Here is a 10,421-nt window from a genome sequence, read left to right as displayed (position 1 = left end):
GTTCGGGCGGTCGTCGACGAAGACACGGACCGGTAGGGCCAGCACGGTGGGGCTGGGGAGGTGCAGGTAGGTGATGATCTCGAAGGGCTCCTCGCGACGAAAACCGCCGAACTTCTCGGCGTAACTCTTCAGCTCAACGATGGTCCGTGCGATTGCCGTCGTTTCGGGATCTGGCGCCCCCGGGTTCAGCTCCTGCCAGAGCGCCCAAACCTCGGGGCCGTTGTGCTCGGCCCACTGGCCGGGGCCACTCCATCGCAGACCGTCGCCCCAGTGGTTGGGAATTAGGAGCCACTTCAGGGCGTCAGGGGAGGACCTCGCGACCAGAACTTCTTCCAGCGGTGTGCCGAACTGGGTGTGCCCGACGTCGCTCGCGGTGAGGCCGGCAGAACCGCTGTCCTTATTTCGACGCAGCAGGCTCATCTTCCAGCGTCCCTTCGCTCAGTGTGAAGCGTTCCTGGAAGTCACGGTACGAGTGGGCCCAGGACCACGGTGTGTGGTCGGCAGCCTGCTTGGCGCCTTTGTCCCCAAGGTCCAGCGCGGTGACGCCGAGGTAGTTGGCGCGCCCGGCCAACATCTGTCCGCGCAGTTTCATCGCCGCGATCCGCACCGCGTCGTTGCCGGGATGGTCCGCCACCAACTGCTTGGTCGTGTTGATCAGGCGGACATGTTTCTCGTCGCCGGCTAGGAGGACCTGACGGAACTTGGCCTCGGCCAATGGCGTGTCCAGAACCGCACGCGACGCAGTGTCCTCGGCGACCAGGACGTTGCTGTCGATCTGGTCAATTTCCAGGTCCGCTGCTCGCCTCTCGACCAGACTTTTCGTGGAATCGTGGGCGACCTTCTCCGCGGTCTCGCGGGCCGACGCCCCAACCCGCCGCACCGCCTCCTCCGCCTCGGCACCGTCCGCCGCGGCGGCCTCGGCGCGGGTCGCGGTCATCGTCCCCTTCAGGCCCTTACCGATCAGCTTGCCGCCGCCGAAGCTCAAAAGCCCGACCCCGTCCAGGATCACGTCGAACCAGGACCCACCCTCGATGGCCTTCTTCGTGTCGATGGCTGTCGTCGCCAGCGCCAGACCCAGGATCACCAGGTCCAGGCCGGGCACCGCCAACCCGACCAGCGCCACCGCGGTGGTCACATACCCCAGGTGATCGGCCAGTTCCCCGAGGGCGTGCCTGGCGTGCTGCACCACGCCGTGCACCCGGTCCCAGAACCCGTCGGTGAGGTCGTCGTCGACCGCCTTCGCGATCTGGTGCGCCCAGTACCGATCCCGCTGCTCTGCCCGGGCCAGCACGGCCTGCAACTCCCGGCGTGCCTCGACGAGCAGCGCCACGGCCGGGTCGGACTCGTCGGGCGTGATCGGGTTCGCCTGGTAGGCGAACAGCGGCGGCAGGTCGGAGTGGGGGTTGCGGCCGCGCAGCCGCTCCGCCTCTTGCGCCTTGTCCCACGCCTTGACCGTGGCCGTCTGAAGGTCCGCCAGGTCCGGTGCCCACCCGAACAGCGCTGTCGACACCGCCCGGTAGCGCTCGGCGACCTTCTCGAGCTTGTTCGCCACCTCCAGCGACTCGTCGTTCAGCGCGTCGGCGTACTGGCCCTGGAGCGAGGTGCGGCCGACCTGGCGCAATTTGTCGACCTGGCCGGTGATCTCGATGGCCATGTGCCGTAGCCGGTTCGCCTCTCCGAGGATGAGGTCCGGGTCGCCGGGCAGGGGATCACGCTCGGTGAGCGGCGCCCAGTCCAGCGGGCGGCTCACCGCTGACCCGCCATCGCGCCTGCCTTGGGTCGTCCGATCACGGCTCAACATCGCACTGTTGGCTCACGGCGTCGAGGCCCCGGCCCGCCCGCCGCCCCCGCGCCCACCCGGAGCACACTGGCGCCCATGACGACCCAAGCCCCCGGCCTCACCGACCGCGTCCTGGACCTGCGCGGACGCATGCTCGACTTCATCGACAACGAGGTGTGCCCGCTGGAGCAACTCATCGACGACGGCGGTCCGGCCGCGGACAAGGCCGTGGACGGCCTGCGCGAGGAAGCCAGACGCCGCGGCCTGTGGGCACTCGGGCACCCCGTCGACCTGGGTGGGCAGGGCCTGTCGTTCATGGAGTTCGTGCACCTGAACGAGATCATCGGGCGCTCGGAGTTCGGGATGCTGTCGGTCGGGTCGCTGACCCAGCACGACACGATCATGTGGCAGCGCTACGGCACCGAGGAGCAGCAGCGGCAGTGGCTGGACCCGCTGGTGCGCGGGGACTACCACTGGATCGGCATCGGGCTGACCGAGCCGGACGCGGCCGGGTCGGACCCCACGCAGATGCAGACCACCGCGGTGCTCGACGGCGACGAGTGGGTGATCAACGGCCGCAAGTGGTTCACCACCTACGCCTCGGCGTCCCCGGCGGTGCTGGTGTGGTGCAAGACCGACCCGGATGCCGCGCCGCACCAGCAGTTCTCCGCGATCATCGTGCCGACCGGCACTCCCGGCTACACCCACGTCCGCGACATCCGCACCATGGGGCACACCTCCGGGCGGCACGGGGAGCTGCGCTTCGAGAACGTGCGGGTGCCCGCGTCGAACCTGTTCGGCCCGCGTGGGGAGGCCTTCGTCATCGCGCAGACGCGGCTGGGGCCGGGGCGGATCTTCCACTGCATGCGCTGGTTGGGGCAGATGCAGCGGGCGTTTGAGTTGATGTGCGCGCGGGCGAACGTGCGCTACGCGCATGGGTCGCTGCTGGCGGAGAAGGGGGAGATCCGCCGCTACATCGCCGAGTCCGCCGCGGACATCCAGGCGCACCGGCTGATGACCCTGGACGCCGCGCGGATCGTGGACGAGGGCGGGGATGACCGGGTGGCGATCTCGCTGATCAAGTTCCGCGGGGCGCAGTATCTGCACGACGTGATCGACCGGGCGATCCAGGTGCACGGGGCGCTGGGGGTCACCGAGGACACGCCGCTGGAGAAGATGTATCGCGACGCCCGCTACGCGCGGATCTACGACGGGCCCGACGAGGTGCACCGCATGGTGGTGGCGCGGCGGGTGGCCAAGCCCGGCGCGGTGCCGCCGTGGCGGCAGTGAGTTCGTTCCCGGACCGCCGGCCGGTGGGTCAGCGCTGCGTGCTGTAGGGGGCCGGTGTTGTGCCGGCGAGGAAGTCCAGCAGCAGGTCGGCGAAGCGCACCGGCTCATCGCAGTGCGGAAAGTGCCCGGCGTTCTCGAACACCTCCACGCGCGCGTCGGGCAGGGCGGCGGTGGCCTGCCGCGCGTGCGCGGCCGGGATGATCGGGTCCCGCCCGCCCCACACGATCATCGTGGGCACCTCGGCGGTCAGGTGCAGCTTGTCGACACCGGAGACGCGTTGCCCCGCGATGTTGATGATGTTGCGTGCGGTGATCACGAAGGCCCGGCGCCGGGCGCCGTCGGCCAGCGAGCCGAACGCGGACAGCGTGTGGTGACCGGTGGTGCCGCGTCCCAGGATCGCCCGTCCGCTGTCCACCAGCCAACCCACGGTGCTGATCACCCGGGTGTGGGCCAGCAGCGGCAGCGCCCACTCGGCGCCGGGCAGCGTCGCGGCCCGTAGCACCGGATGCAGCTCCGGGCCCAGGCCGCCGGCGTCGACGAGCACGAGCCGGCCGCAGATCTGCGGGTACTGGTAGCAGAACTGCAGCGCTATCCCGCCGCCCAGGGAGTGCCCGACGATCGTCGCGCGCCGATGGCCGCGGGCCGTGAGCAGGTCGCGGATCTCGTTGGCGTAGCCGCCCAGGGAGTAGTCGGCGTTGGGGTGCCCGATCAGATCCGGTGCGATGACCGGGAAGGCGACGTCGCGGCGGTCCAGCTCGGCCAACAGCGGCGCCCAGGTCGCGGCCCCGCCCGCCAGGCCGTGCACCAGGACGACCACCTCGCTGTCCGCGGCGGGCAGCGCGCCCGGGCGGCCCACCTCCAGGACGCGTAGGTGGCCGCCGGGTAGGGCCACGTCGTGTTCCTGCACCGTCATCTGGCTCCCCCTCGGATGTTCGGCTTCGGTGAGCCCGGGCCGCACCGTGATGTCGAGGTGGACCGGCCGTTTCTGCGGTGCTCACAGTTTGACCTGTCATGCTGTGTGGGTGGCGTATGCCGCAGGGCCGCATCAGTTCCCGGACCGGATACCGGCCTGGTATGTCTTCACGCTCGACGCGGTGGTGCTGGCCGGGCCGTTTTCCGCCGAGGCGGGGGCCCGCACGGCGGGTGCTCGCCTCGCGATGCGGATGGCCGAGGCGATGCGCCGGGACGGCGGTCCGGCCGGTCCGGCCGATATCCAGGCGCGGGTCGGGCGACTGCGGGTGGGCTTCGGGGTGCGGCCCCCGCCGGACGGAAGATTCGAGGCGTCCCCGGAGATCGTGGCGGCTGACCCGGCTGATTGCACGGCGCGGCCCGCCAGCTGACCCGCGGCGGTCTCGCACGGCCGTGCGGCGCTCGCCCAGCCCGGGACGCACGTCACCTCGGGCGTGCCTGCGTGATTATTTGTCGCCGGCGGGGAAAGGTGGCACCGCAGCGAGTTGTCGAACGTCCGACGGGGGACCGGATGCGTACCTGGGTGGATCACGTGCGTCGCATCCTGGTGACCGCTCTGTCCATGACCTCGCTGACCTGCGCAACCGCCGCGGGGGCCACCTTCCACGCCCCCCACGCGACCGCTGCGCCGCCGAGGGTCGCCCCGGCCGGCGCGGCTGCCGCGCAGCGCGGCACGCCGGGCGCCGAGCGCGGGGCTGCGGTGGTCGCGCTGGGTGATTCCGTGCCCGCCGGGTCGGCCTGCGACTGCCGCAACTTCGTGTCCGCCTACGGCGACCTGGTCTCCCGCCGTGCCCCGCACCGGGCCGTGGTGACCAACCTCGCGCAGGGCGGCGCGCAGAGCGAGGACGTGCTCGAGCAGCTGCGGCAACCCGCGGTGCGCCACGCGCTGAGCGATGCCACCACCGTGCTGCTGATGATCGGCGCCAACGACTTCTACCACCCGTTCAAGCGGGTCCGAAACGGAGCGAGCGCCACCACCGAGTACCGGGCCGCGGCGCGGCAGGTGCGGACCAACGTCGAGAGGACGATCGGTCAGATTCGTTTGGTGCACGACGGCCCGGTGCACATCGTGGTGCTGGGGTACTGGAATGTCGTGGAGGACGGCAAGGTCGGGCGTCGCGACTACGGTGCGGGCGGGGTCAGGGCGGCCGAGTCCGCCACCGGGTGGGCCAATCGGGCGCTGCGGGCCGCGGCCCGGACCGGGCACGCCATGTATGTGTCGACCTACGCGGCGTTCAAGGGCAGCGATGGACACCAGGACCCGACCGCGCTGCTCGCCGCGGACGGGGACCATCCCAACGCCGCCGGACACCGCCTGCTCGCCCGCATCGTGTATCGGCCGCTGCCCACGGGCTGACTGTGCCCGGCCGGGCGGTCGGGGCGTCTTGGCACTCGGCAGCGTCGGATCACCGCGCCCTATGGGCACCGGCACGGCGGTGACGTGGGCGGGGAATCCGCGGCTGCTGCGCATCGGCGACGGCGGGCGCCGGCGGTGGGGCGAACCATTCCACGATGGCTGCTTGGAACCGCGACCGTTCGGCCTCGCCGGTGAGCCTGGTTGACCCGTTGTTCAGGCTGAGCCATCCCACGGTGCGGCCATCCGCTGTGCGCACATACAGGCGTCGGCGGCCGTAGCGGTGCCATTCCCGGACCTCCAGCGCGCCCTCGGTTTCCCCGGCTGCGCGCGGGCGGGGAATGGTCGCCGAGGATCGATCGGCTCGCTCGGCGGCGTGGCTGCGGGTCACCTCAGTGGAGTCGACCCCGGCGCTACCCGCCTTGACCACGCCCACGGCAGGGCTTGGCGATGGATGCCAAGGATGCGTCTAACCGGACGCGGGAGCTGAGTCCCGGAAGGAGTCAGGAAGATGTGCGGGACAGGATCTCGTTCAATGCATCGAGCGGCAGGGCCACCTGAGGGGCGATCCCGCCGCTTCTCCCGTCACTACTGGCGCAATGTGCATGGACGGCCTCATGCGGCGGATACTGTCCGGGTGGGCGCCGTTCCCCGGCTGACGGTCCGTCAGGGAACGACTTCGACGGGGCAGCGGACCCCCGGCACGTTCTGGAGTTTCGGGTCACGGGTCACCAGTGCCACGTCCAGCCGCTCGGCCAGCGCGATGTACCAGGCGTCGTAGACGGTGGCGTTCGCCCGCAATTCCCAGACCCGTTCGGCAAACGGGTCGAAGGCGTGCAGACGGATACGCGTCTGTCGCAGCCGATCCAGCGCGGCGGCGGCGACCGGGGAGCTGATCTGCCCGGCGGCCAGCAGGCCGCGCACCGCGGAGGCGACCTCGGCCGGGAGCAGGTGCGGCGCATGCCACGCGCTGGTCGCGGTAACCCGCGCGACGGCGGCGTCGCCCTGCTGTCCAGCGCCGATGAGCGCGTCGGTCAGCAAGGACGCGTCGAGCACGCTCACCGGGCGTCGCGATCGGCGCGGACGAAGGCGGCCGAGGAGGTGGCGCTGTAGCCGACATCGCCCCGGATGTGACGCTCGGCGGCGACCTCCAACGCGATCTGCGCCGGCGTGCGGGTCCGCGCCGCCGCGACGAGCTCGGCCCGCAGATACTCCTGCAGGCTCATGCCCGCGGCCGCCGCGCGGGCCCGGTACTCCGCGTGCACGTCATCGGGAATGTCGCGGACCTGGATGGTGGCCATGCATGCATTATAGCGCTAAGAGCGCTGATTCGGATGCAGAGCTCGGTCGAATGACCCGCGGCAGCGCCGGGCGAGGTGAGATCGTGCTTGTTCGACCTGCTCCGGCGGCCACCGCAAAGAGCCTCCCCGGCGCGCGGGGAGGCTCCTGTTTCTTGGTCTTACGTCAGACGGGGCGGACGCCGGTCGCCTGCGGGCCCTTGGCGCCCGGGGTGACCTCGTAGGAAACGCGCTGGTTCTCGTCCAGCGAGCGGTGGGCCGGTCGTCCCAACTCCTCCACGCCGGGCAGCCCGGACTCACCCACGGAACGCGCGCCCGAATCGCCGGCCGGAACCGTGCCTACGGCTCCCCGAGCTGACGGCGCACCAGATCGATGGCGGTTTCGTATCCCCGCGCACGGCTCGGGTTGCGCTGCACGGCGTGGTGCAACCCGGCCAGGTCGACGCGGGCCAACCCGCCCGCGTCGGCAACCGCCGCCTGGCAGAGCACCGCGAGGTCCCGCATGACGGCGAGGACCTGACGGTCGGCGGTCTTGGCCAGGGTGACGGCGTTCAGCGGCCCGAAGGTGTCGGCCGGCAGGGCCTCGGCGGCGAGTGCCGTGCGCACCGCGGGAACCACCGCGGCCCCGATCGGACGCAGACCCGCGGCCCGCACGTCGGGCAGGAACACCGAGAACAACGTGGCGGCGTGGGTGACCAGCAGGCACTTGCGCCGGTCGAGCCACAGCAGGTTCGCGTACCAGTCCTGCGCGGCGGCCGGGGCGCTGTGCAGCTGGGCCGGCGGGATGCGCAGCAGCTTGAGCACGTTGCCGGTGCAGCGCAGCGTGATCGGCGGCGGCAGCTGGTCCGGGTCCTCGCTCCGCCGCATGCCCGTCAGCCTGCCACCGCACCCGGTCAACTCGGTCCGGCCCGCGGGCGCCGGACCGGGATACCTAGACCAGGAACCCGAACAGCGGGCTGGACGGGTCCACCGCCTCGACCCGGTGCGGCAGTGGAAGCGGTCCCCGATGGCCTGGCCTCGCTGGACCGGTGGGACGCCTAGACCGAGGCCAAGGCGGCGATCTTCCAGCACACGGATACCGATGACGCGCCCTGGGCCGTGGTGAAAAGGCAACGGCAAGCGGCGGGCGCGGATCGAGGCGATCCGGCACGGGCCGGCGCGGTTTGATTATCCGGACAAGGATTTCGGGGTGGTGGGGAATCCGGACCGGCGCATCGTGGGGCGGGCGCACGAGGCGCTCGAGGGGGAGCAGTAGCGCCTTTCATTCAATGCAATCGCGGTCGGTGCCGGCCAACTGTGCGCTTCGGTGGTCGGCGCTGGCCGACGACGCGAAGGCCCGCCGTCACCTCGGCGAGGTGGGCGGGCCAGGCGACTCGAAATGACGTACCGCCATTCCAACGATGGGAAACCCGGCGAGCCAAAAGTTGGGGCTAGACAGTGCCGTGCTTTTGCCTCACTCGTGAACGCTCCCGTGGTGGTCAAGAGGCCCTTGTGGCCGCGTCCTGCCATGGCGCCACGGAAGTCGCGAACCGCGCTCGTCCGGTCTGACGGTAACTCAGATGGCTCGGGCGTTGGTCGGCTGCGGCCCCCGGGCGCCGGCCGCGGTGCGCCGGCACAGCGCGGCGGCGTTCAAGGCGCGTTGGTAGGGTCGTGTCGATGATCACCTCACCCGCCCGCACGGCGACCGCGGGCTGACCGGACGGGCACGCGGTGGCCGGGATCACCCGAGGATTCACCGGGCGGCGCTCCGCCGGCCGGGACGGGCGGCTGCCCCCCGGCCAGTACGACGTGGGCAAGGAGTGGCCGGTGCTCGCCGCGGAGCTGACACCCAAGCTCGCCACCGACACCTGGACGTTCCGGGTCGAGGGTCTCGTGCAACGGCCCACGACGTGGAGTTGGGCGCAACTGCAGGCCCTGCCGCCCGCGGCGTTCCACGGCGACATCCACTGCGTGACCACCTGGTCGAAGTTCGACGTCAGCTTCGCCGGGGTCTCCGTGGACACGCTGCTGGACGCCGCCGGGCCGCTGCCCACGGCGAGTCACGTGCTGGCCTTCAGCCACACCGGCTACACCACCAACCTGCCGCTGGCCGACGTGACCGACGGGCGGGCCTGGGTGGTGTGGGACTACAACGGCGCGGCGCTGCCGACCGAGCACGGCGGCCCGGCCCGGCTGCTGGTGCCGCACCTGTACTTCTGGAAGAGCGCCAAGTGGGTCGCCGGGTTGCGCATCCTCGACCATGACGAGGCCGGCTTCTGGGAACGCAACGGCTACCACGACCGCGGGGATCCCTGGCATGAACAGCGCTACCAGGGCGACTGAGCCCCCGGCCCGGCCGATCCCGTGGCAGCCGGCCCGGGTCGTCGCGATCCGGACCGAGACCGCGCGGGCCAAGACGTTCCGGTTGGCGCTGCCGCAGCCCTCGGATCATCGCGCCGGGCAGCACTACGTACTGCGGCTCACCGCTCCCGACGGCTACACCGCGTCCCGGTCGTACTCGGTGGCCTCGGCCCCGGACGGCACGGGGGAGATCGAGCTGACCGTGGAGCGGCTGCCGGACGGCGAGGTGTCGACGTTCCTGCACGACGTGGTGGTGCTCGGCGATGAGCTGGAGGTACGCGGCCCGATCGGCGGGTGGTTCGTGTGGGACGGCCAGACGCCGGCGCTGCTGCTGGCAGGCGGCTCCGGGGTGGTGCCGTTCATGGCCATGCTGCGCCTGGCCCGGGCCACCGATCGCGCCGAGCGGGTGCGGCTGGTGGTCTCGGTGCGGACCGTGGAGGACCTGTATTACGCCGATGAACTACCCGGCCCGGAGACGACGGTGGTCTTCACCCGCCGGGTGCCGGTCGGGACGGCCCGCCCGCCGGGTCGGCTCTCGGTCGCTGACCTCGCCGGGCTGATCCGCCCCGACGCGACCGTCTACCTCTGCGGATCGAACGGGTTCGCCGAGCACGCCGGGGATGTGCTGATGAGCCTCGGGGTGCCCGCCGACCGGATCCGCGTCGAACGCTTCGGCCCCACCGGATGAGACCGCCCACAGGAGGAACACGCATGGACCGCGACGGCTATGAGATCGACGGGCCCGGCGCCGACGCCGAGTTCCCCGACGACGCCATCGACGACGACGAGGTCAGCGTGCAGGAGCAGCTGCTGCTGGACAAGCGGGAGCTGGACGAGCTCGGGCTGACCCTGGACGATCCGGAGGCCTACGCCGGGGAGTGACGGGCCGTCAGAACGCGCGGACCCATCGACCTCCCGCGCAGGGAAGAGGCGGGCGGGGTGTGTCCGGTGCCAGCTGCGCGATATCTACGCCCCCGAGGCGCGCATCTGGCACAACTTCGACGACTACGCCTCGACCCGGGAGGAGAACCTCGAGGTGCTCGGGTGGGTGTCGAAGAATGTCCAGGGGGTTTCGGTTCGAGGAGGTCCGGCGGACTTTCCTGCCGGGGGCTTTCGTGCAGCAGCATGTGATCCGGGGGCGCGGGGAGGCGGGCAACGAGATCAACTGTCCGGCGATTTTGAAGGTGGAGTGCCGGGACGGGCACATCACGCGGATCGAGGAGTATTTCGACCTGAGCCAGATGCCGCTCGGGTAGGTCAGGTCTGCCCGGCTGGGAGTCGTGCGCGGAGGTCGTCTCCCGCGAGCTGCGCGCCTCGGGGATCGCCGTGCTGCGGCTGCGCCCGGACGCCTCGCTCCTTTACGTGGCGGGGCGGCACGAGTGGCTGAAGT

The 10,421-nt window shown here is 71.2% G+C and carries 15 protein-coding genes; 7 read left to right on the top strand and 8 right to left on the bottom strand.

Annotation, left to right across the window (positions count from 1 at the left end; translation table 11 throughout):
- Together VGJ14_13900 and VGJ14_13895 are read right to left on the bottom strand one after the other, a co-directional pair.
- Nucleotides 1-420: hypothetical protein (locus VGJ14_13900; protein ID HEY2833516.1), on the bottom strand; the 420-nt coding region annotated here is incomplete at its 3' end.
- Nucleotides 398-1,750, bottom strand: a complete 1,353-nt coding sequence (locus VGJ14_13895; GenBank protein HEY2833515.1) for a hypothetical protein — start codon at nucleotides 1,748-1,750, stop codon at nucleotides 398-400. The genes VGJ14_13900 and VGJ14_13895, both read right to left, overlap by 23 nt.
- 126 nt (nucleotides 1,751-1,876) lie before the next feature.
- Here VGJ14_13895 and VGJ14_13890 point away from each other — a divergent pair, with 126 nt between their 5' ends.
- Nucleotides 1,877-3,070, top strand: coding sequence for an acyl-CoA dehydrogenase family protein (locus VGJ14_13890; protein ID HEY2833514.1), 1,194 nt, complete (start codon nucleotides 1,877-1,879; stop codon nucleotides 3,068-3,070).
- Between the two features lie 28 nt (nucleotides 3,071-3,098).
- On the opposite strand, the gene VGJ14_13885 is transcribed toward VGJ14_13890, so the two are convergent.
- Nucleotides 3,099-3,983 carry an alpha/beta hydrolase gene (locus VGJ14_13885; protein HEY2833513.1) on the bottom strand — a complete coding sequence of 295 codons (885 nt, stop codon included), beginning with the start codon at nucleotides 3,981-3,983 and terminating at the stop codon, nucleotides 3,099-3,101.
- Between the two features lie 109 nt (nucleotides 3,984-4,092).
- On the opposite strand from VGJ14_13885, the gene VGJ14_13880 reads away from it, so the two are divergent.
- Both VGJ14_13880 and VGJ14_13875 read left to right on the top strand, forming a co-directional pair.
- The gene (locus VGJ14_13880) at nucleotides 4,093-4,410 is read left to right on the top strand and encodes a hypothetical protein (GenBank protein HEY2833512.1); all 318 of its coding nucleotides are present in this window, start codon (nucleotides 4,093-4,095) and stop codon (nucleotides 4,408-4,410) included.
- A 140-nt stretch (nucleotides 4,411-4,550) separates the two neighbouring features.
- Nucleotides 4,551-5,396: an SGNH/GDSL hydrolase family protein gene (locus VGJ14_13875; GenBank protein HEY2833511.1), complete on the top strand. Its 846-nt coding sequence runs from the start codon at nucleotides 4,551-4,553 to the stop codon at nucleotides 5,394-5,396.
- A 49-nt stretch (nucleotides 5,397-5,445) separates the two neighbouring features.
- Here VGJ14_13875 and VGJ14_13870 read toward each other — a convergent pair whose 3' ends face one another.
- The 5 genes from VGJ14_13870 to VGJ14_13850 all read right to left on the bottom strand — a co-directional run bounded on the left by VGJ14_13870 (nucleotide 5,446) and on the right by VGJ14_13850 (nucleotide 7,558).
- On the bottom strand, nucleotides 5,446-5,829 hold the full coding sequence (locus tag VGJ14_13870; protein ID HEY2833510.1) for a hypothetical protein: 384 nt from the start codon (nucleotides 5,827-5,829) through the stop codon (nucleotides 5,446-5,448).
- 230 nt (nucleotides 5,830-6,059) lie between these two features.
- On the bottom strand, nucleotides 6,060-6,455 hold the full coding sequence (locus VGJ14_13865; protein ID HEY2833509.1) for a type II toxin-antitoxin system VapC family toxin: 396 nt from the start codon (nucleotides 6,453-6,455) through the stop codon (nucleotides 6,060-6,062).
- Nucleotides 6,452-6,694: a hypothetical protein gene (locus VGJ14_13860; protein HEY2833508.1), complete on the bottom strand. Its 243-nt coding sequence runs from the start codon at nucleotides 6,692-6,694 to the stop codon at nucleotides 6,452-6,454. The genes VGJ14_13865 and VGJ14_13860 overlap by 4 nt, the downstream gene beginning before the upstream one ends.
- Nucleotides 6,695-6,857: 163 nt before the next feature.
- Nucleotides 6,858-6,995 carry a cold shock domain-containing protein gene (locus VGJ14_13855; protein HEY2833507.1) on the bottom strand — a complete coding sequence of 46 codons (138 nt, stop codon included), beginning with the start codon at nucleotides 6,993-6,995 and terminating at the stop codon, nucleotides 6,858-6,860.
- A 35-nt stretch (nucleotides 6,996-7,030) separates the two neighbouring features.
- Nucleotides 7,031-7,558: a hypothetical protein gene (locus tag VGJ14_13850; protein ID HEY2833506.1), complete on the bottom strand. Its 528-nt coding sequence runs from the start codon at nucleotides 7,556-7,558 to the stop codon at nucleotides 7,031-7,033.
- An 843-nt stretch (nucleotides 7,559-8,401) separates the two neighbouring features.
- Here VGJ14_13850 and VGJ14_13845 point away from each other — a divergent pair.
- The 4 genes from VGJ14_13845 to VGJ14_13830 all read left to right on the top strand — a co-directional run bounded on the left by VGJ14_13845 (nucleotide 8,402) and on the right by VGJ14_13830 (nucleotide 10,287).
- Entirely contained in the window at nucleotides 8,402-9,013 is a 612-nt protein-coding gene (locus tag VGJ14_13845; GenBank protein ID HEY2833505.1) for a sulfite oxidase-like oxidoreductase, read from the top strand.
- Nucleotides 8,988-9,719 carry a ferredoxin reductase gene (locus VGJ14_13840; GenBank protein HEY2833504.1) on the top strand — a complete coding sequence of 244 codons (732 nt, stop codon included), beginning with the start codon at nucleotides 8,988-8,990 and terminating at the stop codon, nucleotides 9,717-9,719. The genes VGJ14_13845 and VGJ14_13840 overlap by 26 nt, the downstream gene beginning before the upstream one ends.
- Nucleotides 9,720-9,742: 23 nt before the next feature.
- Complete coding sequence (locus tag VGJ14_13835; protein ID HEY2833503.1) at nucleotides 9,743-9,913, top strand: hypothetical protein; 171 nt, start codon at nucleotides 9,743-9,745, stop codon at nucleotides 9,911-9,913.
- 176 nt (nucleotides 9,914-10,089) lie between these two features.
- The gene (locus VGJ14_13830; GenBank protein ID HEY2833502.1) at nucleotides 10,090-10,287 is read left to right on the top strand and encodes a hypothetical protein; all 198 of its coding nucleotides are present in this window, start codon (nucleotides 10,090-10,092) and stop codon (nucleotides 10,285-10,287) included.
- Nucleotides 10,288-10,421: the final 134 nt, after the last annotated feature.

The organism is Sporichthyaceae bacterium, from assembly GCA_036493475.1.
Taxonomy (GTDB): Bacteria; Actinomycetota; Actinomycetes; order Sporichthyales; family Sporichthyaceae; genus DASQPJ01.
Note: the sequence above shows the minus strand (reverse complement) of the source record. Positions and strands in the feature narration are given on the sequence as shown.

Excerpts from the sequence above, each read along its gene's own strand:
- VGJ14_13850 (HEY2833506.1), bottom strand. The coding sequence starts at position 7,558 with ATGCGGCGGAGCGAGGACCCGGACCAGCTGCCGCCGCCGATCACGCTG.
- VGJ14_13830 (HEY2833502.1), top strand. The coding sequence starts at position 10,090 with ATGTCCAGGGGGTTTCGGTTCGAGGAGGTCCGGCGGACTTTCCTGCCG.
- VGJ14_13875 (HEY2833511.1), top strand. The coding sequence starts at position 4,551 with ATGCGTACCTGGGTGGATCACGTGCGTCGCATCCTGGTGACCGCTCTG.
- VGJ14_13835 (HEY2833503.1), top strand. The coding sequence starts at position 9,743 with ATGGACCGCGACGGCTATGAGATCGACGGGCCCGGCGCCGACGCCGAG.
- VGJ14_13840 (HEY2833504.1), top strand. The coding sequence starts at position 8,988 with ATGAACAGCGCTACCAGGGCGACTGAGCCCCCGGCCCGGCCGATCCCG.
- VGJ14_13890 (HEY2833514.1), top strand. The coding sequence starts at position 1,877 with ATGACGACCCAAGCCCCCGGCCTCACCGACCGCGTCCTGGACCTGCGC.
- VGJ14_13860 (HEY2833508.1), bottom strand. The coding sequence starts at position 6,694 with ATGGCCACCATCCAGGTCCGCGACATTCCCGATGACGTGCACGCGGAG.
- VGJ14_13885 (HEY2833513.1), bottom strand. The coding sequence starts at position 3,983 with ATGACGGTGCAGGAACACGACGTGGCCCTACCCGGCGGCCACCTACGC.